Here is a 23781-nt window from a genome sequence, read left to right as displayed (position 1 = left end):
GCGGATATGCTGGCTCGGCTGGGCATGTCGAAGTTCCGGGCGAAGTTCGTGCTCAGTGACAAGGATCGGGCCTACGCGCGGGCGAAGGGCAAGGCGGTGATCGACCGTCACGCGCACGAACTGCTCGCCAAACGCGTCGGCCCGGCGCATCCGCTCAAGGACGGCAAGCAGGCGCCGTGGCGTGGGCATCCGGTGTTCACCGCACAGCACGCCACCGCCACCTGCTGTCGTGGATGCATCGAGAAGTGGCATCATATTCCCCAAGGCCGGGAACTCACCGACGAGGAGATCGACCGCCTGTCCGCGCTGGTCATGGCCTGGATCGAACGCGACCTCATCAACCATCCCGTCCGGTAATCCAGTCGATACCGTTCACCGGAATACGGGTTCCGTATGACGTAGCCGGGGACTAGGCTGGGAACATGACGAATTCCGAAAATGAGCCACAGGTCGACAACACGGGGGTGCGACCTGACGGAACGCGGTCCGAGGGGGATGGCGTGACCGAAGCGGCTCAGACGAAACCCGATACAACACTGGAGTCGGCACCGGAGGCGACGTCGGCAGACGTGACTTCGGTTGCAACAGCAGCTCCGGCAGATGGTCATGCTGCGTTCGATGCCGAATCGAAGCCCGAGCCTGATGCCGAAGACCGGTCTGCCGGCGAGCGCTTCTCGCAAGAGGACTGGTTTGATCACGCCCTGTCGTCGCCCGGTGCCGATTGGGGCAATGGGACAAGCAGTGCTGCGGCCAGTTCCGCATCGGCGTCCGGTTCCGACCCGGTGCCGTGGCCGACAGTCGACATTCCGCAGCCTCATTTTGAAACAGCCGTGCCGGACACCGCCGTCCTGCCGTCGCCGGCTCAGCAGCCATCACAGTCGAACCCGGTGTCGCAGTCGGCACCGGTGCAGCAGCCGACCGCAGGAACGCAACAGTCGATGCCGCAACAGTCCGTGTCTCAACCGTCTGCGCCGCAACAGCCTGTGTCTCCACAGTCCGTTCCGCAATCGTCTGCAATCCCGCAGCCGCCCGTCGTGACGGCATCACAGCCGGCATCGCAACCGTCGTCAACGCCGCAACCGGAACCGACCTCGCAACCGGCTCCAGCATCAGCTCCCGTCGCATCGACTCAGGTACCTGCCGTACCTGCGAAGGACATTCAGCAAGCGGGATTTTACGATCGCAAGGGCAATCTGGTCATTCCCGATGTCCCATCGGTGAATACGCCGTTCGTGCCGCCTGTGTCTGCTGTGCCGCCTGCGTCGCCTATGCCTACCACGTCTGCCGTGCCGCCTACGCCTGCCACGCCGCAGCCATATCAGGCACAGCCATACCCGAACGTAAACGGTCAGCCGTACGGTCAGCAGTTCGGGCAGACAGTGCCGCCGCAGTCCGTACCGACACCGCCACAGGCTCCCTCTCTGCAACCGGCTTCAACGTGGCCCGCACCCACCCAGCCGCAGCCGCAACCACAGCCGGCCCAGCCGATGCCGCGCTCGCCGTATACGCAACCGACCTATGCGCCGAATCCCAACGTTGCGCAACAGCCACCGCAGTTCCAGCCTCCGGTGCAGCCACAACCACAGCCGGTCCAGCCGCAGTTCCAGCCCCAACCTGCCCAGCAGTCACCGCAGTTCCAGCAGCCGCAGCCGCAGGTTCCATACACGCCGTCCTATCTCCCGCCGCAGCCGCAGCAGCGCAACAGCCACATCGGCGTCATCATCGCCGTGATCGTGGTGGCGGTGATCGGGCTGATCGCCGCGATCGTGTTCTTCATCGGTGTGGTGTTCGGCGCACTCGACGCCGGACAGAACGACGGTTACGATTTCGATTTCGGTAGCGATCCGTACGGGTTTGAAGATGGCGGTTCCGAGCCAAATGACAACCTTCAGGCGTCGATCAGAACCGTGCTCGACCAGCTGAATCAGTAAATCAATTCATCGAACGAAGATGATCCGAGACGGGTGCCCTACGCGAGACCGGTGCCCTACACGGCGATGGTCGGCCAGATCAGATTGGTCATACGGGCCGGCCATCCGTCGTCGATCGTGCCGGTCAGCGCCTCGCAGGCGATCATCGATCCGAGAATCGTACCGAACAGGAACTTCGCATCGATACCCGTGCGGAACAGTCCGTTCCTCACCCCGCGGTTGAAGAACGATTCGAGCGTCTGCTCCTCCGGCGCGATCGCCTGCTTCACCAGCGGCTGGAAGAACGCCTCCTCCGAGGAGAGGATGATGCCGATGGCCTTCACGCCGATCCCGCTGACGAACCGTTCCACCATCTTGCGCATCATAAGCTCCAGATTGTCACGCGACGGTTCCAGATCGGCCAGTTCGGGTGATGACGACACCTCCAGTGCGCTCACCTTGTTGAGCAGATCGGCGGTGTTCTCGTACCGACGGTAGATCGTGGTCTTGGCCACGCCGCTCCGTCGGGCGATCTCCTCGATTGAAATGCCGCCGATGCCCTTGGTCATGGCGATCTGCAGCGTCGCCTGCAGGATCTTGCGATCGGTTTCCTTACGTGTCTTCTCTCCGCGTTGCGATGTCATCGTATCCTCCCATCAACGCAACTCTCATCGTCGATATTCGATATCGTTCATGCCGGTTCACGACGACGTTCGCCGGCACGAACGGATTTCTGATTCCTGATTCCTAGATCAGCTTGGTGCTTTCCACCTGTGCCACATACCATGTGTTGAACTTCACCAACGGCTTGCGCAGCACCAGACCGAGCAACAGCGTCGGCAGGACGAACAGCAGCAGTGCGCCGATGGCCCGCCAGTAGTCGTTGTCGTAGATGCCGAACATGGATGCGCGGATGGCGTTGATAGTATGCGTGGCGGGCAGGAACGGACTGATCTGCGTGAAGATGTCCGGCAATACGACCAGCGGATACGCGCCGCCCGAGCCGGAGATCTGCAGCACCAGGAACAGCACGCCGATGGCCTTGCCCACGTTGCCGAACGACACGACCAGCGTGTAGATCATGAAGATGAACACGAGTCCGCTCACCCAGCCGGTGAGCAGATACAGGAACGGATGCTCGCACTGCACGCGCAGGAACAGCAGATTGCCGAGGAACAGGCAGGTGGTCTGCATGAGCGAGATCAGTGCGAATATGCCGAACCGTCCGAGATACATCTGGTACGGGCGGAGCTCGCCGGACCGCGCCTTGCGCTTGGCGGGTTTGGCGGTCTTGCCGTTGCCTCGCCTGGATTGCGTATCAGGTCCGGCTGCCGCCGCGGTGGTCGTTGCCGTTGCCGCAGCCGCGGCAGTCGCAGTCGCTGCACCATCGCTGGCATCCTTCGCCTGCCCGCTATCGGTAGCGCCGGCTCCTGCCCCAGCCTTGCCACTCCGGGCGAGCGATGCACGAATCCGCCTGCTCACCGACGTCTTCAACGTGACCGCCATGAGCAGCGATCCCACCCACAACGGCAGCGTGGTGTAGAACGGGCTGAGCGCCGAACCGAAGTTGTCCGCCTTGAACACGGCGTGGCGCGTGACGCCCACCGGCGCGGCGATGTAGTCGGCCAGCTGCTCGGCGTCCGTGCCCAGCGCCTGCTTGATCATCGAGGTGTCGCCGCTGGTCAGCGCATCGCCGAGCTTATCGTGCAGGGTCTTCAGCTTTTCGGCTGACTTGTTGAGATCGTCAGCCACACCGTCGAGCGTGGTGCGCATGGTGCCCAGCTGCTTGGACGCCGACCCGCTCGAACCGGACAGGTCCGTCACGGCACCCTCGAGCTTGGCGGCCCCGCCGCTCAGCGTCTGCGCGGTGTTCGCCACGGTGTTGGCAAGCGAGGTGATCTGCGGCTTGAGGTTGGCGTCATAATCGTTCGTCAACGACGTGATGTCGGACTTCGCCTGCGCGGCAAGCGCCTTGATGTCGTTGCGTTCCTGTTGTGCGGAGCTGTTGCCGGATTCGATCTTGCCTGCCGCGTCGTTGAGCTTGTCCCGCAGCCCCTGCTGTAGTGTGATCACACCATTGAGCTGACTGATCATGGCATCGGTCTGCTTGGTGACGTTGTCGATCACATCCTGACCGATCTGCGTGCTCGGCTGCGTGGCGGCGATATCGCTGCGGAACTGGGTGAGATCCTTGACGATCAGCTGGTATTCGACGATCTGCTTGTCGATGCTCGTCGCCTGATCACGCAATGCGGTCGCACTATCGGCGGCCTGCGTGTTCACCGAATCGAACACGGCGTCCACTCCGCCGGCGACGGCACCGTAACTGTCCGCCGAGTCGTTCAACGCCGTGGACAGAGAGGCCGCCGATCCCTTCAGCGCGTCGGTGATCGTGCCGCCGGCCGCCTTGGCGTCGCCGATCGAATTCTTCGCATCGCTTGCCGCACCGGACGCCTGCGTGAGCAACGTCGACGAATTGGTGATCAGCGACTGTGCGGAATCGGTGAGCGACGAATACGTGGTGAGCATGCCGGACGCGTCGGTCATCTGTTCGGACAGTTTGCCGATATGGTCGTTCATCGTGCCGAGTCGGCTCTGCACGTCGGCGTCGTCAAGATAATCGGACAATGACGACACGATGTTGAGCGCCACATCGCTGAGCGTGCTCGCGAACATGTTATTGATCTGCGCGGCCACCTGATCGGCGCCCTGGCCGGTCACCTTGGGGGCGAGCGCGTTCTTCTTCTCGTTCGTGTAGTACGTGAGCTTGGCATGCTGCACGTCGGAGTCGAAGAACGTCATCATGTCCTTGCTGAACGATTCGGGTATCACCACGGACGCATAGTATTTGCCGGATTTCACGCCGTCCACCGCGTCGTTCTCGTTGGTGATCGTCCAGTCGAGCTGGTCGTTGGCGCGCAGCGCGTTGAGCACCTGATCGCCGACGTTGATCTTCAGCGGCACGAGGTCGCTCTTGTATCCTTCGTCCACGCTGGCCACGGCGAACTTGAGGTTCTTCGTGTTGCTGAACGGATCCCAGCTGGCCACCACGTTGAACCAGGTGAACAGCGAGGGAATGGCCACCAGGCCGATCACGATGATGATCGACACCACGTTGCTGGTGATGCGCTTGACGTCGCCGATGAACAGTCGCCAGATCTGTCGCATGATTCCTCCTTCTCCTGATTCCTAGTGCTGTTGATTGTGGGTGCCGGATGATCCGGATGACGAGCCGTGGGTGTGGGTCGAACCGTGTGCGCCCGTGTGCGCCGGCCTGGTCGGCAGGCCGAACGACGGCCGCTGGATCGTCTTCAGGTACTTGCGTACGGAGAACAGGTCGCGGATCTCGTCGTCACTCATCGCGCCGAGCAGCATCTGCCGTTCGATGGTGTCGCGAATGTATTCGATGGCGAGCAGGAAGCCGATGATGATCAGCACCCACGCCACCCAGGCGCCCAGCATCAGAGCCTTGCGGCTGGTGTCCGCGAACGCCGGGTTGAGTGAGAACAGCAGGGTGAGCGCGACCGGCACCACGAATCCGGCGATCAGGCCGCCGATCTTGAGGCGCGGATAATGCCGGGCGAATCGCATGGCGCGACGGTGGGCGCCACTGCGGTAGCCGGCGTGATCGGTCATGGCGCTCATGGCCTGCGAGAAGCGGTACGCGCGGTACGGCACTTCGCTCTGCTCGCCGATGATGATGTCGCTTTCCTCGATCTCCCTGGCGAACAGTCCGTTGAGATTCGTCAGGTACGGGCGCAACACGAGACCGAGGATGAAGCTTGCCACCACGAACAGCAGCAGGTGCCCCACGGCGGTCGCATACTGGTTGCCGTAGAAGCCGCCGATCGTCTCGCGGAGCGCGTCGATGCTGTACGTGAACGGGAAGAACGGGTAGAGACGCTGGAAGAATCCGGGCATCATCTCGATCGGGTACAGGCCGGACGCGCCGGGGATCTGCACGATCACGAGCACCACGCACAGGGCCTTGCCCACGTGCTGGAATGTGACCGACAGCGCGTACGTGATGCTCAGATATGTGAGCGACGTGATCACGCCGGTGCCGATGAACGCGGGCACGTTCGCCGCCTGCACGCCGATGATCAGATCACCCACGCAGCATACGATCGCCTGCAGAACGGCCAGGATCGCAAGCAGCAGCCAGCGGCCCATGTACGCCTGGCGGACGGTGAGCCCGGGGATATCCTCGTCGTCCACTTCGAGCTTGACGATCACCATGAGCACGAACGCGCCCACCCACAGCGACAGGTCGGTGAACAGCGGGGCCATGCCCGAGCCGTACGCGTTGAGCGGGAAGATCGTCGTGGTCTTGAGCGTGGTGGGGGAGAACATGAAGTCGGCGATCTTGGACGCGTCCAGATTGCCGCCGGACGTGATCTTGCTCCACGTGTCGGAGCCGACGAGCGCGTTCACGTCGGTGCGCACGGTATCCGTGTCATCGCGGAGTGTCTTGAAGCCGGCGTCGGTTTGGTCGAGCGCCTTGTCGGTGGCGTCGAGCGTGGAGATCAGCTGGTCGAGGATCGTGCTGGTCTGGTCGATCAGGTTCGACTGGCTGGTGATGCCGCCGGCGAGGTTGCCGCTGACTCCGGCCAGCTGCGTGAGTCCGGAGTTGATCTGCGGGATCGTGGTGCCGGACAGCGTGCTGCGGTAGCCGTTGACGTTGTTGAGCGTGTTCTGCACGGTCGCGTCGAGTGTGTTGGTCGCGCCGGCCACGGTGTTGGCCGTGTTCACGGTGTCGGTGTTGAGCTTGTCCAGATTGCCCAGGGTCTGTGCGAGGGACTGGTTGCGCTGCTTGAGTCCGCCGTTGCCGGTCTTGCCGTTGACGATCTCGTCGAGACGGGTGCGCAGCTGGGAGTCGGCGGGCAGTGAGGCGATTACGGATTCGAGTGAGTTCAGTGTCTGCGCGTTCTGATCGGTGATCGTCTTGCCGGTTTCGATCGCGCCCGACACTGTACCGCTGGCCGTGGTGATCGTGCCGGCGACCTTGCCCACCGACACGTTCGCCTTCGACGAGGTGTTCGAGATCAGGGACGATCCTTTGTCGAGCGTGCTCGACGTGTTCGCCGCGAACGAGTTGATCGTGTTCGTGCTGTCGGTGAGCAGCGACGATGTCTGCTTGAGCCCGTCGGTGAGCAGTCCGGTCTGAGTCTTCACGTCGTTGAGGGTGGACTTGGCGTCCTGCGCCTTGCCTTTGGCCTTGCCGACCGTGGTCTTGAGATCCTTGACCGAGCCGCGGGCGTTGTCGAGCTTGGTCACCGTGTCGCCGAGCGAGCTCGACGCGTCGGTCTGCGCCTGCGTGATCTGCTGTGACGTGTCGTTGAGCTTGGTGTTGAGCTGCGAGACGATCACCTGACTCGCGGTCGACACGAACGTGTTGTTGATCGTCGTGTCAAGCGTGGTGGAGCCGACGTCGGTGATCTTGGGCGCCACGGCGTTCGCCTTCTCATTGACGTAGTACTGCAGTTTCGGCTGCTGGAAATCGCCGGACAGCAGCGTGGCCAGATCCTTGCTGAAATCCTCGGGAATCACGAACGCGGCGTAGCTTTTGCCGGACCGTACCTCGTCGAGCGCCTGATCGCGGCTCACGTAATGCCAGCCGAGCTGGGTGTTGCTTTTCATCGCCTGCACGATCTGATCGCCCAGATTGAGCTCGCCGAGCAGATCGTTCGTCGTGCCCTTGTCCTCGTTCGCCACGGCCACCTGAATCTTGTTGGTGTTGCCGTACGGGTCCCAGAATCCGTAGATGTTGACCCACGCGTACAGCGATGGGATGACGATCAGGCCAACGCAGATCACCCATGCCGCGGGCACTTTGGCCAGCCGTAGCAGATCTCGTTTCACCAGCCGTAGAACATTCCTCATAACAACCCCTCGTCATGTCCGGTCGGTCTTGTTGTCGAACCTTGTTGCCGACGCCGTTTGATCTGTTGATCGTGTCATCGATCGTTTGCCGATCGCATTATCGATTTCCAACCCACTACGTTTACCGTAGCACTACGACATCCGTAGCACTAGGGGATTCTCGGCAGGCGGTTGGCGTACATGGCGTTCTGCGGGACGATGGCGTTCGGAGAACCGCCATGTCATCCCGTCGGATTATCGAGAAACCACGACCGTCGCACTACACTGGAGACCAATACCGGCCTGTCGTCGCGGCATCGCGGACTCGTCGGCGGGTGTCAGGACGACTATTCATAGCCGATTCATATCGGGCATATCGAACGTATCGAGGGGGCTGAGCATGACGGTGTATCACGCAGGGGACTACCGCAAGCATTCACGCCGGGGAAGCCATCGCGGCAAAGGCGGCGCCGGTGGCAACGGGGGCAATGGTGGCGGCAAACTCGACCGCAACGGTCGCGTCTCGCTCGGCCCATGGAATCCGCTGTGCGCCATCGCCGGCGTGCTCGCGGTGCTGTCCGGATGCGCCACAGCGGCTCGCGCCATCGCCCCCGCGCGCATGCCGGAACTGTTTGCAGGCATTCCCGTCAACGCGTTGATCATACTCACCGTGGCGCTCGCCGTGATCACGCTGATTCTGGTGATCGTGGCGCGTAGGGTCGCCCACAAGGCCGGGGTCGGCCACGGCATCGCCAGCACGTGGGGCATCATCGCCCTGGTGCTGTCCCTCATGCTCGCCGGATGCGGATGGGCCGCGAACACGCTGTTCCCGCAAGGCGTGGTGGAGGAGAAGGTCCTCGACGCGGCGCCGATCGACGATCCCAAGGCCATGGAGGCGGATCTGGACAAGGTGTTCGGCACCTGCACCAGCGGCTGGCAGGGCATGGACGCCAGCTCCTACCCGGGCGTCAAGTCCGTTGAGATGTGCAGCGACACTCGGGTGGTGTTCGCCGTGTTCGACAATGACACGTCCGTGGGCATCTACAAGGCGCCGATCGCGTCCAAGGCGAGGGAGGTGCTTGCGCAGTATCAGGATCAGGCGGGCAACGCCAAGTATTCCATGCTCGCCGGCAAGCGATGGGTCCTCGTGGGAGAGCAGAAGGGCACTGAGACCCTGCAGAAGACGTGGGGTGGCGCCATCAGCAACATCGAGTAGGCGCACTATCGAAGCGTCAGCAAAAGCCCCCTCACGTGGAATCGCATCTCCGGTTATCGCACTGACTTATTTCAGTCGAATGATCGGGGGCGGTTCAACGTGAGGGGGCTTTCGTTTGTATTGTCATCGGTCCGGTCGGCGGCCGGAAACTGGTTTGGTTGGCCGCCGGTTGGCCGCCGGTGGGGCTTACAGGCCGTACACCTCGTGGGCGAACTTCTCCAGCACCGGAATCGAACGCTTCACCTTCTCCGTATCGATGCAGTAGGCCATGCGGAAGTAGCCAGGCACGCCAAAGCTTTCAGATGGCACCAGGATCAGGTCGTACTCCTTGGCCTTGAGACAGAACGCGGTGGCGTTGTCCTCCAACGCCTTCGGGAAGATGTAGAACGTGCCGCCGGGGCGCACCACATCGAAGCCGATGCCGGTCAGCGCGTCGTACAGCAGGTTCATGTTGGTCTCGTACACGGACAGGTCGCTCGTCGTGTCGAGCACCTTCGACACGCCCAGCTGGATGGAGCTCGGCGGGCAGTTGTGTCCGGTGCCTCGCGAGATCTGGCCCATCATCGGCACGAGCAGATCGGCGTCGGTGGCCTTCGGGTTCACGGCCACGTAGCCGATGCGCTCGCCCGGAAGGCTCAGTGACTTGGACCACGAGTAGCAGGTGAGCGTGTTCGCGTAGAACTTGGCCGGGTAGGGCTGCGTGCCGCCGTCGAACACGATCTCGCGGTACGGCTCGTCGCTGACCAGGAAGATGTCGTGGCCGTATTCCGTCTGCTTGGCGGTGAGGATCGACGCCAGCTTCTCCAGCGTGGCGGCCGAGTACACGGCTCCCGACGGGTTGTTCGGCGTGTTGATGAGCACCACCTGCACGTTCGGGTTCAATGCGGCCTCGAACGCCTCGAAGTTGGTCTGGAAGTTCTCTGTGTCGGCGGGCACGATGGTGAGCTTCGCGCCGGTGCCCTTCACGTACGGCTGGTATTCGGGGAAATACGGGGCGAACGTGATGATCTCGTCACCAGGCTTGGTCACCGCGCGCATGGCGTGGGCGAGAGCGCCGGCGGCACCTGTGGTGGGGAAGATGTGATTGCCGGTGTACTCCATGCCGAAGCGGCGGTTGAGCGAGTCGGCGATCGCGTCCTTCACCGAGGGGATGCCCAGCGAGGGGGAGTATCCGTGGATCGCTACCGGGTCGCCGTGCTCATACAGGTCGACCATGGCGTTGGTGAAGCTGGCCGGTGCCGGTACGCTCGGGTTGCCGAGGCTGTAGTCGAACACGTTCTCGTAGCCGATCTCGGCTCCGCGGGCGGTCGCGTATTCGCTCAACTCGCGAATCACGGACTTGCCGCCCAACATCGCCTTGTAATCCTCGTTGATCATTGTTGTGCTCCTTTTCGCTCGATGATTGCCGTTTTATCATGACGCGGAGAAGTGGAGGTGGTCGTGTCGGCTTGGTGAGATGCCGGTGCGTATGCGCGGTGCGAGGCGTCGGTTTGCGGACTTTGAGGTATAACCGGCCTTCATTAGGCAGATTAGGGCTCTTGCCAGAATCTATGTGCCGTTCGCTAGGCAGCCGTCCAACTACAACCTCGTCAAAATCCCTGAGGTTGCAACACGGCGATGGCTGAAATGCCGCAGGTATTCGGAACCATGTGCCTAGGGAAGAGGGGTTAGACCTCTGCAAGAGGCTGAATCTGCCTAGCGAAGCAGGGATAGCACCGAGGTTGCCGGCCGGCTGCCTCGTCTGGGGGTACTGGTGTCTAGCTATTCGTCGGTTTTCTTGTGATCATCAGCGTATGCTGGCCGCTCGCCGTGGTGGTGGCGAAGATGTAGGTGTCGCCGCCGTCCTTGAGCTTGAGCTTCTTGCGCAGCGTCGCCACGGGCATGGGGAAGTTGCGCACCGCGATGTTGGCATGCGTAATGCCGGCCAGCGCGGATTTCAGCTCCTTCTTGCCCATGCCGGTGATACGGTCGATGAGAAACGCCCTCCCTGGGAATCCTGGAATCGGCTCGGCCGAGGTGAACAGGTGACTGTTGGGACCGATCTGTCGAAGCCCGTGCCGCGCATATCGCCGTTCAAGCAGATCGAAGCATCCCGCCTTCATGATCGAGGCATTGGGCTCGAACAGGTATCGAGGCTCGGATTCCTCGGACCTTGCGGAGCCTATGGGGTCAGCTTCCGTGGAGACGACGTTGGTGGCTTCCGTGTTGAGGATCCGTCCCTCGGCATCGACCATGTATTCGAGCACATCGTCATCATTCACGCAGACCATGCGAATGGAATGTTCCTCCGCCGCCTCGCTTGCATCATGCCGCGTCCGCGGGGATGCCAGCACCACGAGCAGCTCCTTGCATTCATTGCCGGCGGACACGATATGAACCTCCCGCACGCAGCTCCCCAGGTCGGCCATGGTCTTCCGCCAGTCAAGCATGGGGGAGAGCTTCACCATCACCCAATCCGCCTTGGAGAGCAGCATGCTCTTGAGCGCGAGCACATCCGGCATGCAGTCCGCGATCGCATAGGTGCGCGCCCCATGCGCATCACGTCGGGCCGGATCAAGAAAGATAAACGTGGGCTCGGTAGCATCGGAGGGATCTCCCCAGCGTGTTGCACTCCGATCCGGCATTCCCGCGAGATACTCCTCCGCATCCCCGTTCACGATCATCACATGATCCAAACCAAGCGCACGCATGTTATGCTCGGCGATCTCGCATAAATGCGACTGCCGCTCCACGTACGTCGCGTGCGCGAATCCGCGCGCCATGTACGAGAAATCCACGCCGAACCCGCCGGTCAGATCCACCAGTGTGCCGCGCGGCTCTTGCGATCCGGTCACCGTGCGCGCCACGCTCGCCTTGTACTGTGCGGTCGACTGCGACGAACACTGCTCTATGGAGATATGCGGAGGATAGATCACCCCATCGCGCGCGGCCCACTCCGGTAGTTTGGTACGCGCTCGCTGCCATCCCGCGATCTGATCAAGCGCGAACGGCATGTCGATCTCGCTGCCGTCCCTGCCCGCGTGCAATGCCAGATCGCGTACGTCGTCATTGCGATGCGATCGGATGAATTCCCAAGTCTGTGCGCTGATCTTCACCCGCCCATTGTACGAAAATCTTCCGAGGCATATGGGTTGAATTATTCGGAGATGCCGTGTATCTTAGAAATGTTGCCCCTCTAGCTCAACGGTTAGAGCAGCGTCCTTTTAAGTCGTGGGTTGTGGGTTCGAATCCCACGGGGGGCACCGCAAACAAGCCTCGAAGCCAATGATTCCAACGGTTTCGAGGCTTTTGCATTCCCGGCAGAAACGGCGTTCGGGCAGTTAAAAGGACGCAATGCATCATTTATGCATCACATTCACTTCCAAAACATACCCCCTACCCATGCCATGCAACCCCCTAGTGGTGTAGCGACACACTGTCACCACTCGTATCCGGCATCGATCAACGCAGTCGCGCTATCGCTCTTCAGATTGCGTTGCCCGTACACCTGCTCGGTTATCTTCACGTCCGAATGTCGTAAGTTGTCGAATCCTGCGAGACGCCGCACGCCCTTGGAATCGCAACGATTCTGATGGTTTTCTCATACGCGTATTCTCATACGTGGGGAAACGGATCTGTCAATGATCGTTAATGACAAGCGTAGATGCTCTCTCTTTGGACAACGCCTGTGTAACCTCGTCCTGTCTGCCTGATCTTTCCAACTAGTCCGGCATGGCATGATCATCGGATGGGCGCGTCGTTTGCATATGGTCTGTGCTTGCGCTCTATTCCCGCCATCGTGAACAGAGCGGAATTTCCGAATGAAGGAAAACAAATAAAACAAGTAAAAAGAACGCCGGACCGTGAATGCGCCTGTCGGCGCAAGGGCCGCTCGCAGCGGCAAAAAATGGAGCCCGGGGCAATGCACGACCCGACGCGGCTACCACTGTACGGCATTTTTCCCGGTCCGCCAAACCGATGGCGCCGGCGTGGGCGTGTTCGGCAACCCCGCACCGTGCGCGTCAGACAAACATCGTACCTGTCACAAGATGCCTATCCGTCGCCTGTATGCGTCAAACAAGCACTGGAGCTCCCGTGAGGTGCTTCTTGGCCGCGTGTGTGCGTCAGACAAGCACCGGGGGCTGGCCAGGGTGTTTATCTGCCACATGCGTACATCGAATGAGCATTGAGGTTGTCGCCAAGTACTTATCCGTTGCATGGGTGCGTCGGACAAGCACCGGAGCTGTCGCAAGAGGCCCATCTATCACAGACGTGCGTCGAATATGCGCCGGACCGGTCTTTCCGCAACGGAATGTCGGTCAGTTGCGGCGCGCCGTCCGCTAACCTCGCGGCTCACTCTCAGCCCGGCTCACTCTCAGCCTCGGCCCAGGCCGATGTTCCCGCGCGCCGCCCTACTCCAGTCGCCCCTCGCGCCAGAGCCGCGCTCCGGCCTTGAAATCCTTGGACGTGGAGTGCAGCGATCGCGCGGTCTTCAGCAGATGCGCCGCTCCCGAGCTGGAGATCCGGTTCGGCCCGGCCAGCTCCGCTTCACGCTCCTGGCGTCGGCGTGCCTCGGCCACGAGCCCAGCCGAGATCACGGCGCAGAACGCGCTCGCCCGTTCCATGGCCACGGCGAAATCACCGACAAACGCGCCGGAAAGAATGGAATCCGCCGTGCGCGCGATATCCTCGGCCGTCGGCGCCTGATCCACACCCGCGATCGCCGACGACGCTCCCGCCACCGGCTCGCCGATGCGCCACAGCCGCGAGATCGACTCCCTGTTGCGACGCATCCACGTGCGCAGCATGTACAGTCGCCACAGCACGCCGGGCAGCGAATCCGGGTCTCCGCCGCTCCACAGTTCCGCCACCAGATCCACGCCCTCATGTTCCACGAGCGTGAGCACGCGTGCCACGGTCTGCGGATCCTGCGTGTGATGCACGCGGTCGAGCAGCGAAGCGGCCGTGGTGTGGCTGATTTCACTGAGCTGCTGCGGGTCCACGCCGCCGGAGAGATGCTCCATAAGCGCCGGATCGAGCTGCGCGGGTCGGGTGAACCGCCCGGAAGCCGCGAATCCCGAGCCCGCCGCGCGGATGGAGGAGGAACCGTATGAGGAGGAGCTAGTAGACAATGGGGCTTACCTTCTGAATATCGATGATTGCCGGACCGTTGTCCGTGTTGACGATATTAAAGGCTATCGCATGTCCGGTCGCCATGTACGGCGTTTTCGCAGGTAGCTGTTTGGCCAGCGACTTGCGTTCGCACAGTCCGCGCATGTGTTCGAACACGCCACCGATCACGGGTCGGTGCATGCACACGGCGGTGATCTGTCCGGTCCGCAGTGTGATCTCCATTTCGTGCCGCAGGCATTCCCATGCGGAGTCGGGCTGCGATGCGTAGGCGTCTTCGGTCAGATCGTCGGCCATGTTGACGGGTAATCCGGTCTGCCATGCGAACGTCTGGATGGTGCCGACGCAACGCCGCCATGGCGAGGTGACGAGTCGGTTCACGCCGAAGCATGCGATTTCGCGGGTGAGCGCGTACGCCGCGGCCGATCCGAGCGGCGTGATCGGTCGATCGGCGTCGGTGCCGCCCCAGAATCTGCGTCCTTCCGCCTTGCCGTGGCGGATGAGCAGAAACATCTTCGACCACAGGATTCCGCTTTTGACCTTGCGCACGAATTCGGCGAGGATGTCAAGATCGAGTACATGGGTGAGCTTATGGCGTGCGTCGGCGGGGGACATCCACTGCACGTTGTCGACTTCGAGCCTGTCGGCGTTGATCGGGCCGAACGCGTATCGACGCTTCATTGCGGTTTCATCATCAATGATCGATGCAATCCAGTAGCGGATATGTTTGCTGGGTTTACGAGGATCGTTACGTCGTTTGCCGCGTTTCCCTTCGTCTTCGAGGGGATATTCGATCTCGCCGATGTAGGCGCCGAGCGCGACCGCCAGTCCGGTTTCCTCGCCGATCTCGCGCACCGCGGCGTGCCGATGCGATTCGTTGATGTCGAGTTTGCCTTTCGGCCAGCTCCAGTCGTTGTACTTGGGTCTGTGTACTACACAGACCTCCAGATTTTCCAGTATCAGATCCGAGTCGTGCTGGGCTGCGCCCAATAGCTCGACTCCATCGCGCCAACGGTACACGATGCCGCCGGCTGCCTCGACGACTGTGCTCATAGTGCTTCCTTTGTGTTCGGAGCTGTTCGTTACGGCTCCATTATCGCGCTATGTGGGGTGGGATGTCGGCGATGGGTTGAATTGCCTGTGGGCGTACGTCCGTCGTTGGACGTTGCCGGATGGGGTTTTCGTTGGTGGCAGACCGTGTTGGCGGCTATGACTGTTTGTGAACGAATGTGCGTGATTATGGACAAATGATGCAACATCGAAGCAAGTGATGCCGATAGCAGAATGGGCATCCTGTTGCAGGATGCCCATTCCGACTAATGCGAACGTCGATCAATGATCGGTTGATCACCGATCGACAATCAGCCGATCACTGATCAAGTTCAATCAGATCAGATCAGCTGTTGCGCGGACGACGCGTGTGCTTCTTGATCAGCGCCTCCTGGCAGTCGACGAGCGGGTTGCCTTCGGCGTCGCGGGAGTGACGCACGTAGGTGCCGTCCGGCTGCATGTGCCAGGAGCTGGTGGTGTCGGCCATCTGCAGGTCGACGTACTTGATGAGCGCTTCGATCTGCTCGGGGGCGGTGATGCGGATCAGCGCCTCGACACGACGGTCGAGGTTGCGGTGCATCAGATCGGCCGAACCGATCCAGACCTCCGGACCGGAGGCGGGGCCTTCACCGATCTGCGGGCCCTGCGAGTTCGCGAAGGCGTAGATGCGGCTGTGCTCCAGGAAGCGACCGAGGATGGAACGCACGCGGATGTTCTCGCTCATGCCGGGAACGCCGGGCTTGAGCGAGCAGATGCCGCGCTCCACGATGTCGATCTTCACGCCGGCCTGCGAGGCGCGGTACAGCGCGTCGATCGTCTTCTCGTCGACGATGGAGTTGACCTTGATCTTGATCCAGGCTTCCTTGCCGGCGCGTGCGGCGTCCTCCTCGCGGCGAATGCGCTCGATCAGACCGGAGCGGATGCCGCGCGGAGCCACCAGCAGACGGTGGAACGTGGACTTGGGCGCGTAGCCGGAGAGCTGGTTGAACAGGCGGGTGAGGTCCTGTCCGACCACCGGGTCGCAGGTGAGCAGACCGAGATCGGTGTAGATGCGGGCGGTCTTCGGGTTGTAGTTACCCGTGCCCACGTGGCAGTAGCGACGAAGGCCGTCGGCCTCCTGACGGACCACAAGCGAAAGCTTGCAGTGCGTCTTCAGTCCGACGATGCCGTACACCACGTGCACGCCGGCACGTTCGAGCTTGCGGGCCCAGGCGATGTTCGCGTCCTCGTCGAAGCGGGCCTTGATCTCCACCAGGGCGAGCACCTGCTTGCCGGCCTGCGCGGCGTCGACCAGAGCGTCGATGATCGGCGAGTTGCTGGACGTACGGTACAGGGTCTGCTTGATGGCCAGCACCTTCGGGTCGGCGGCGGCCTGAGCCAGGAACGCCTGCACGGAGGTGGAGAAGGAGTCGTAGGGGTGGTGCAGCAGGATGTCGCGCTCGCGGATGGCGGCGAAGATGTCCTGCGCACGGCTGGATTCGACCTCGGCGATCTGGCGGTTGGTCGTGGGGATGAACTTGGGGAACTTGAGGTCCGGACGGTCCACGCCGCCAAGCTCGAACAGCACGGTGAAGTCGAGCGGTGCGGGCAGACGGTACACTTCCTCGTCGTTCACGCCCAGCTGGTCGGCCAGCAGGTGCGAGAGGAACGGGGAGGTGGTGTCGGACAGCTCCAGACGGATCGGCGGTCCGAAACGACGACGGAGAAGCTCCTTCTCCATGGCGTTGAGCAGGTTCTCGGCATCGTCCTCTTCGACGTCGATGTCCTCGTTACGGGTGACGCGGAACGAACGGGCTTCCTTGATGATCATGCCAGGGAACAGCGATTCCAGATGGGCGATGATCAGGTTCTCCATGGTGATGAAGCCGTAGCGCACGTCGCCGGACTCGTCTTCGGTCATGTCGTCGACCGGCACCAGACGGGACAGGTTGTCAGGAATCTTCACACGGGCGAAGTGCGACTTGCCGGACGTCGGGTTCTCGACGATCACGGCGAGGTTCAGCGAGTTGCCGGAGATGTACGGGAACGGGTGGGCGGGATCCACGGCCAGCGGGGTGAGCACGGGGAACACCTGCATGCGGAAGAACTTGCTCAGACGCTCCTGCTCGGCGATGGTCAGCTGGCTCCACTTGAGGAGGACGATGTTCTCCTTGGCCAGATCGGGAAGGATGTGGTCGACCACGTAGTGCGCGTGCTCGTCCTGCAGGCGGTGGGCCTGATCGGCGATGGCGCGCAGGGTCTGACGCGGGCTCAGACCGCTTGCCGACGTGACGGCCAGACCGGTGTCGATACGACGCTTGAGGCCGGCCACGCGGACCATGAAGAACTCGTCGAGGTTCGAGGCGAAGATCGCGGCGAAGTTGGCGCGCTCAATCACCGGGAGGGAGTCGTCCTCGGCCAGTTCCAGCACTCGCTTGTTGAACTTCAGCCAGCTGAGTTCGCGATCGAAGAACCGGTCCTTCGGCAACGGCTCGTAGAGGGAGGCGTTGGGGTTTTCGCGGTTGTCCTTGGGGGTCTCCGCGATATGCTCGGCGATCTGGCTTTTCAGGATCGCCTTTGAGGGTTCATTGAATATCTGGGCCATAGCTACCACTTTATTTCGTTATGCGTGTTTTTGTGGTTCGAAACGGGAGAATTCAACGGCAATTCATATTCCCCCTATCTTTTCGGTGAATCCCGGATGAATTAGACTACTTGTTTCATACCGTCGGTGATGCGACTGCCGTGGGCGATGCCGAAGACATGCCATACTGAAGGCATGCAATCGGAAACCTTGGAAACCACGAAACCCGTTGCCCGAACCGTTCCGGCAGTCCAGCCGGCACCCGTCCAGGTTGCGGACATCAGCCCCGCCGGAGCCCGACGCACGCCGACGATTCCGCGAGGCACGGTAGTGCTCGCCGCCACACCGATCGGCAACACCTTCGACGCGTCCGCCCGCCTGGCGGCGCTCATGGAACAGGCCGACATCGTGGCCGCGGAGGACACCCGCCGGCTCTACGATCTGGCCCGTCGTCTCGGAGTGCACGTCAACGGCCGTGTGGTGGCGTTCCATGATCACAACGAGCGTTCCAAGTCCGACGGTCTGCTCGACGAAGTGGAGACCGGCGCATGCGTGCTCGTCGTTTCCGACGCCGGTATGCCCACGATCAACGATCCGGGACTGTCGATCGTGCGCCGCGCCATCGAACGCGGACTGCCCGTCACCTGCGCGCCCGGCCCCTCCGCCGTACTCGACGCGCTCGCCCTGTCCGGTCTGCCCACCGACCGTTTCTGCTACGAGGGATTCCTGCCGCGCAAGCACGCCGAACGCGTGCAGCGTCTGCGTTCCCTGCAGTCCGAACGCCGCACGATCGTGTTCTACGAGACCCCTCACCGCATCGCCGATTCGATGGACGACCTGCTGTCCGCATTCGGCCCCGACCGGCCCATGGCGTTGGCGCGCGAACTGACCAAGGATTTCGAGGAGATCCGTCGCGGTGGCATCGGCGAGATCCGCCAGAGCGTGATCGACGACCCGCCGCGCGGCGAGATCGTGCTGGTGATCGGTGGCGCGTCCGAGGACGAGGCACTCGAAGCGTCGTCGTCCATGCTGAGCGTGGACGAACTGGCCGTGCTCGCCATCGATCGTGCGCTCGAGGACGGGCTGCGCATCAAGGATGCGATCGCCGAGGTGATCGAGGAGCATCCGCTGCCCGACGGCTCGCTCGCCAACCGCAAGCAGGTCTACGCCGCCGTGCTCAAGATCAAGCAGTAGGGAAAAGACCAGGCGGCAGATACGAGACGCGTTGCAGACGGCAGATCATGCGGCAATCATCATCAATCATCATCCGGTGACGCCATCCTCCATCGCGCCGAACAGCACCTCGAATCCCCGGGCCACACCCGGTCCGCCGCGCTGCGCCACATATTCGAGCAGTTCGGCGCTCGCCGACGGATTGGCGATCAGCCACATACGCAACTCCGGCGCACGCTCGGCGATCGTCCACAGCACGTCGTCGGCGGTGGTCGGATCGCACGCCACCTGCGCGGTCAGACGGATCGGTGGTTCCGGCGGCTTCGGACCGCGTTCGTTCGGCGAGGCCGTCCGTTTCACGCCGATCCGGCGGAGCGTGTGGAGACGCCGGTCCGCCTTGCGGGACCGTAATCGCCGACCGGACGTCCGTTGGCCGGCCGAACGTTGTGCGCGTCGCCCCGTTCCGCGCCGCGACCGACGGGTGACGGTCGTGCCGTCGTCGTGTTCGTCACCACGCCGATCATGCCCGCTGTGGCGTCCGGCGCGGTTCGTCTTCCCGAACCGGAGCCTGAGCCGGAATCCGAATCTGGCCCCTCGCCCTGTCGCGCGTACGAAACGTCCCATGACTCCCTCCGATTCTTCAACGCCATGAACGTGGTGATGCCAAGACTGTGTCGCGGCCAGCGCTGGTTGCACCACAATGTGTCCAGACACTGATCCGGATCGATCGAATACCGTTGTATCAGTTCGATGATCATCCGGTTCACATCACAACCCTGCCGTTCGGCCGGTGCCATGCATGCCAGATCGCAGGCCGTGCGTATGGGCGACGTGATCTTCAGCTCGGCCAGACGCATCACCTGATTCGTCATCATCCGACGATTGTGCACATGCACGTCGCGGCCATGCACACGTGCGCGATAGTGCGACGTCGACACCAAATCAAAACAGGTGGGGAACCGGCCGCCGACCCACACCCACAGCGCCAGCTTGCCGGCCGCCGTGGCACCATACGGAATCATCGGCTCCACGATCATCGCGCGACCGATCAACGTGTTCGCATAATCGTTGCGATATCCGCAGGTATTGTCCAATCGGGTCAGCACACCCATACGGATCAGCCGGTTCAGTGCCATGCATCCGGTCACGTCCTTGCTGCGGACCAGTGATGGCCCTTCGCGCGTTGCAATCCCCATGTTCCTATAGCGGTTTTGTCGTGCTGTGTTCGCTCGTCTGCTTTGACGAACGACTGTGTCATATGAAATGTCGTTCATGTCTCCCGACGTTAGGGCGGGATATGCGATCGTGTGAGTCCGACGACGAAAAATGTGGAAAAGTGGATAACCCACGCTTAAAACGACACCCATGTGGACAACTCCGCGGATTATCCACATTTCAACGTACTGAAACGTCAATGCCCGTACGGATAATCGGGATTTATGAGTCATATTCTTGTTAACGTCGCCTGGCCGTATGCGAACGGCCCCCGCCATATCGGCCATGTAGCCGGTTTCGGCGTCCCCTCCGATGTCTACGCGCGATACGAGCGCATGAAGGGCAACGACGTGCTCATGGTCTCCGGCACCGACGAGCACGGCACCCCGATCCTGGTCGAGGCCGAAAAGGAGGGCCTGACCGCCCAGGAGCTCGCCAACCGCTACAACCGAGTGATCGCCAAGGATCTGTGCGATCTCGGCCTGAGCTACGATCTGTTCACCCGCACCACCACCGGCAACCACGAGCATGTGGTGCAGGAGCTGTTCAAGCAGTGCCTGAAGAACGGCTACATCTACAAGGGCACCCAGCAGGTGGCCATCAGCCCGTCCACCGGACGCACCCTGCCCGACCGATACATCGAAGGCGAATGCCCGATCTGCCACACCGACGGCGCACGTGGCGATCAGTGCGACGCCTGCGGCAACGAGCTCGACCCGATCGACCTGATCAACCCCGTTTCCAAGATCAACGGCGAGACCCCGCGCTTCGAGGAGACCGAGCACTACTTCCTCGATCTGCCCGCGCTCGCCGAGGCGAACCTCGCATGGCTCAAGACCCGCGAGGGCTGGCGTACCAACGTCATCAACTTCTCCATCGGCCTGTTCAAGGAAGTCAAGCCGCGCGCCATTACCCGCGACATCGACTGGGGCATCCCCGTGCCGGTGGACGGCTGGATCGACAACCCGAACAAGAAGCTCTACGTGTGGTTCGACGCTGTGATCGGCTACCTGTCGGCATCCATCGAATGGGCCCGTCGCAAGGGCGACCCCGAGGCGTGGCGCGCATGGTGGAACGATCCGTCCACTCCCGCCTACTACTTCATGGGCAAGGACAACATCACCTTCCATTCGCAGATCTGGCCCTCCGAGATGCTCGCCTACAACGGTCAGGGCTCCAAGGGCGGCGAGACCGGTGAACTCGGACCGCTGAACATGCCCGAGCAGGTGGTGGCCAGCGAGTTCATGACCATGGAGGGCAAGAAGTTCTCCTCGTCCCGCGGCATCGTGATCTACGTCAAGGACATCCTCGCCCGCTACCCCGTGGACGCCGTGCGCTACTACATCTCCGTGGCCGGTCCGGAAAGCTCCGACTCCGACTTCACGTGGGCCGAGTTCGTGCGTCACAACAATGAGGAGCTGGCCGCCGCGTGGGGCAATCTGGTGAACCGTGTGGCCAACCTGATCGCCAAGAACTTCGGCTCCATCCCGGCCATTGATGAGTCCGCGATGACCGATCAGGAGCGTGCGCTGCTCGAGCAGACCAACGCCGCGTTCGACACTGTGGGCAACTTCCTTGAGAAGCACCACCAGAAGGCCGCACTGGCCGAGGCGATGCGCATCGTCGGCGAGATCAACAAGTACATCTCCGCCGTGGAGCCTTGGAAGATCAAGGACGACGAGGCCCGTCTGGGTACCGTGCTGCACGTGGCCGCCCAGGCCGTGTCCGACGCCAACCACCTGCTGGCTCCGTTCCTGCCCCACTCCGCGCAGAAGGTGTGGGAGGCTCTGGGTGGCACGGGCGTGTTCTCGCCGCTGCCGCACATCGAGGAGGTCGAGGATCTCGACAAGCCCGGCTTCTCCTATCCGATCATCACCGGCGACTACAAGCTGGGCGTGAACGTGCACCCGTGGAAGAGCGAGCCGATCGAGGTGGGTGCTTCCGTGCCGAAGCCGAAGCCGATCTTCGCCAAGATCCCGAAGGAGGCCGTGGCCGAGGAGCTCGAGCGCTTCCAGGCCGAGCTCGACGCCCGCCGCGCCAAGGAGGCCGAGCGTTTCGCCGCCGAGAAGGCCAAGCTTGCCTGAGTTTCGTCTGAGTCTGGCCTGTGTCTCGTCTGAGTTCGGTGGTTTCTGGCTTGGCTGAGTTGGCTTGGCTGGTCTGAGTTGGCTTGGCTGACTCGACTTGGTTGGTCTGAGTTGATGTGTCTTGACTGAGCCGGACTTGACTTGGCCGGACTCGACTTGGCCGGCTGAGCTGAGTTGATTTGGCTTGGTTAGGCTGAGTTGGCTTGGCTGACTCGACTCGGTCGGGCTTAACTTGGCCGGCTGAGCTGAGTTGAGTTGGTTTGGCTGAGTTGGCTCGGCTTGACCGGCTGAGCTGAATTGAGCAGTCGGGCTGGGTTCCCGGAGGATCTCCTTCGGAAACCCAGCCTCTGGATTATAGGGGCTATAGGAACTTTCATAGTGCTTGTAATCGGTGTCTGGCTGTATGCCGCGGGTTAAGGGTCAGCACGTGGGTCTTATTCGCGTGTGCCGTTGGTGTGCCGCTGGCTAGTGCGAGTGTCCTGCCCGGCCTTTCCTGTGTAAATCTTTTCCACGCTTTTCCGTGAGGGAAGGTGCGGGATCTCTTTGGGGCCGTGGTTCGCAGACGGGCTCTGCGTTGGTTGTGACAGGGGGCTGCGTTGTTATGACTGGATTGCGTTGTCGTGACTGGTTTTGCGACGAGAGAGTCGGTGCCGTCTTCTCCCGGTCTGCGGTCCAGTTTCGGGTTATGAGCCAGGAAAACGGTGCTACCGTGAAACCGGCGATATCCGACTGATGTGAGCTCTCACAGAATCCCTCGTACTTTTTCAGGAAAGACTCAGGTTCCCGCATCATCTTTCCAAGGAATCGCTGGTTATATGTGAGTCGTCAGCGGTTGAACCTGCTGATGAGATTCCAATCGAATCTGATAACTGAACCCTTCTTCTCTCTTCTCTCTCTAGCCCGGCGGTCTTCTCTCCCGCCGGGTTTCTTCTTTTCCGTCTTTTCCCGATTCCCGTTATGGGTTTTCCCGGACAGGAATTTGGGTATTACCGGACTCTTGGCTTATAGGCCAAAATGTGTGTCTGGTGGTCTAGTCGTTGGATGGCCAGTCGACCCGGGTGTGGAAGTCGTTCCAGTCGATGCCGGTGCCGTGGCGCATGGGGATGCCGAACGTCTCGTATCGGCCCTGCGGGCTGTTCTCCCATGCCTTCCGGTAGAGGCTCTCCAGCCGTTCGTCCGTGACCGCGTTCGCTGCCAGCCATGCGTCCGTCTCGGGGTGTTCGGTGTGCTGGTGGCACCACCAGCAGATCGCCTTCAGTTGCCGGATCAGGCGCAGTCCGCGGTGATGGCGCAGCATGTCCCGGATCCGTCCGTTCCATGATTCGATGAGGTTGTTCGTGGATGGTATCGTTCCGTTCTCCGTCAGGTCCTCGTCGAGGAACGTGAACAGGCGCCCCTCGCGGATGCGTCCGCGGATCATGCGCCTGGCCCTGACGAGTCTTTGGTGCATGTCGTTCACGCTGCCGTCGGCGTATTCGCTTTTCTCGTCGAGGAAGCCCGCGAAGTCCTGCTCCCACTGGTTATAGGAGGCCAGCCAATCGGCCGCGGCCGCGCCGTCCCTGACGCGCGGCAGGGCGAGGGCGATGCGTCTGAGCCGTC

General features: G+C 61.9%; 15 protein-coding genes, 1 tRNA gene and 1 pseudogene. 6 read left to right on the top strand and 11 right to left on the bottom strand.

Features of this window, described 5'->3' with window-relative positions; genetic code table 11:
* Positions 1 to 6: 6 nt before the first annotated feature.
* Positions 7 to 357, top strand: coding sequence for a DUF4186 domain-containing protein (locus BTIS_RS07045; RefSeq protein WP_245819367.1), 351 nt, complete (start codon positions 7 to 9; stop codon positions 355 to 357).
* Positions 358 to 500: 143 nt separating this feature from the next.
* Positions 501 to 1931, top strand: a complete 1431-nt coding sequence (locus BTIS_RS11700) for a hypothetical protein (RefSeq protein WP_143248898.1) — start codon at positions 501 to 503, stop codon at positions 1929 to 1931.
* Between the two features lie 56 nt (positions 1932 to 1987).
* On the opposite strand, the gene BTIS_RS07035 is transcribed toward BTIS_RS11700, so the two are convergent.
* The 3 genes from BTIS_RS07035 to BTIS_RS07025 all read right to left on the bottom strand — a co-directional run bounded on the left by BTIS_RS07035 (position 1988) and on the right by BTIS_RS07025 (position 7793).
* Complete coding sequence (locus tag BTIS_RS07035) at positions 1988 to 2554, bottom strand: TetR/AcrR family transcriptional regulator (protein ID WP_094664010.1); 567 nt, start codon at positions 2552 to 2554, stop codon at positions 1988 to 1990.
* Positions 2555 to 2657: 103 nt separating this feature from the next.
* On the bottom strand, positions 2658 to 5078 hold the full coding sequence (locus tag BTIS_RS07030; protein WP_094664008.1) for a YhgE/Pip domain-containing protein: 2421 nt from the start codon (positions 5076 to 5078) through the stop codon (positions 2658 to 2660).
* A 21-nt stretch (positions 5079 to 5099) separates the two neighbouring features.
* Positions 5100 to 7793: a YhgE/Pip domain-containing protein gene (locus BTIS_RS07025; RefSeq protein WP_094664006.1), complete on the bottom strand. Its 2694-nt coding sequence runs from the start codon at positions 7791 to 7793 to the stop codon at positions 5100 to 5102.
* 379 nt (positions 7794 to 8172) lie between these two features.
* On the opposite strand from BTIS_RS07025, the gene BTIS_RS07020 reads away from it, so the two are divergent.
* The gene (locus BTIS_RS07020) at positions 8173 to 8988 is read left to right on the top strand and encodes a hypothetical protein (RefSeq protein WP_094664004.1); all 816 of its coding nucleotides are present in this window, start codon (positions 8173 to 8175) and stop codon (positions 8986 to 8988) included.
* Positions 8989 to 9174: 186 nt separating this feature from the next.
* Here the strand turns inward: BTIS_RS07020 and BTIS_RS07015 are convergent, their stop codons facing one another.
* Both BTIS_RS07015 and BTIS_RS07010 read right to left on the bottom strand, forming a co-directional pair.
* A complete protein-coding gene (locus BTIS_RS07015; protein WP_094664002.1) occupies positions 9175 to 10365 on the bottom strand; it encodes a pyridoxal phosphate-dependent aminotransferase in 1191 nt (396 codons plus the stop codon).
* Between the two features lie 380 nt (positions 10366 to 10745).
* Positions 10746 to 12083, bottom strand: coding sequence for a THUMP-like domain-containing protein (locus BTIS_RS07010; protein WP_094664000.1), 1338 nt, complete (start codon positions 12081 to 12083; stop codon positions 10746 to 10748).
* Positions 12084 to 12157: 74 nt separating this feature from the next.
* Between BTIS_RS07010 and BTIS_RS07005 the strand changes: the two genes are divergently transcribed.
* A tRNA-Lys gene (locus BTIS_RS07005) sits at positions 12158 to 12230 on the top strand.
* A gap of 1149 nt (positions 12231 to 13379) precedes the next feature.
* On the opposite strand, the gene BTIS_RS07000 is transcribed toward BTIS_RS07005, so the two are convergent.
* The 3 genes from BTIS_RS07000 to BTIS_RS06990 all read right to left on the bottom strand — a co-directional run bounded on the left by BTIS_RS07000 (position 13380) and on the right by BTIS_RS06990 (position 17731).
* Entirely contained in the window at positions 13380 to 13991 is a 612-nt protein-coding gene (locus BTIS_RS07000; protein ID WP_411897108.1) for a hypothetical protein, read from the bottom strand.
* A gap of 97 nt (positions 13992 to 14088) precedes the next feature.
* Positions 14089 to 15150 carry an NUDIX hydrolase gene (locus tag BTIS_RS06995; RefSeq protein ID WP_094663996.1) on the bottom strand — a complete coding sequence of 354 codons (1062 nt, stop codon included), beginning with the start codon at positions 15148 to 15150 and terminating at the stop codon, positions 14089 to 14091.
* A gap of 343 nt (positions 15151 to 15493) precedes the next feature.
* Positions 15494 to 17731: an RNA degradosome polyphosphate kinase gene (locus BTIS_RS06990; RefSeq protein WP_094663994.1), complete on the bottom strand. Its 2238-nt coding sequence runs from the start codon at positions 17729 to 17731 to the stop codon at positions 15494 to 15496.
* Between the two features lie 174 nt (positions 17732 to 17905).
* Here BTIS_RS06990 and rsmI point away from each other — a divergent pair, with 174 nt between their 5' ends.
* Complete coding sequence (rsmI, locus tag BTIS_RS06985) at positions 17906 to 18904, top strand: 16S rRNA (cytidine(1402)-2'-O)-methyltransferase (RefSeq protein ID WP_094664216.1); 999 nt, start codon at positions 17906 to 17908, stop codon at positions 18902 to 18904.
* Positions 18905 to 18973: 69 nt separating this feature from the next.
* On the opposite strand, the gene BTIS_RS06980 is transcribed toward rsmI, so the two are convergent.
* Positions 18974 to 19243, bottom strand: coding sequence for a variant leucine-rich repeat-containing protein (locus tag BTIS_RS06980; RefSeq protein ID WP_094663992.1), 270 nt, complete (start codon positions 19241 to 19243; stop codon positions 18974 to 18976).
* Positions 19240 to 20079 (bottom strand): hypothetical protein, encoded by an 840-nt coding sequence (locus BTIS_RS06975; protein ID WP_143248897.1) that lies wholly within the window; start codon positions 20077 to 20079, stop codon positions 19240 to 19242. The genes BTIS_RS06980 and BTIS_RS06975 overlap by 4 nt, the downstream gene beginning before the upstream one ends.
* Positions 20080 to 20322: 243 nt before the next feature.
* Here BTIS_RS06975 and metG point away from each other — a divergent pair, with 243 nt between their 5' ends.
* Positions 20323 to 22182, top strand: a complete 1860-nt coding sequence (gene metG, locus BTIS_RS06970) for a methionine--tRNA ligase (RefSeq protein WP_094663988.1) — start codon at positions 20323 to 20325, stop codon at positions 22180 to 22182.
* Positions 22183 to 23212: 1030 nt separating this feature from the next.
* On the opposite strand, the pseudogene BTIS_RS06965 reads toward metG, so the two are convergent.
* A pseudogene (locus tag BTIS_RS06965) lies at positions 23213 to 23781 on the bottom strand (IS256 family transposase); the annotation flags it as partial.

This window comes from Bifidobacterium tissieri (genome assembly GCF_002259645.1).
Classification (GTDB): Bacteria; Actinomycetota; Actinomycetes; order Actinomycetales; family Bifidobacteriaceae; genus Galliscardovia; species Galliscardovia tissieri.
Note: the sequence above shows the minus strand (reverse complement) of the source record. Positions and strands in the feature narration are given on the sequence as shown.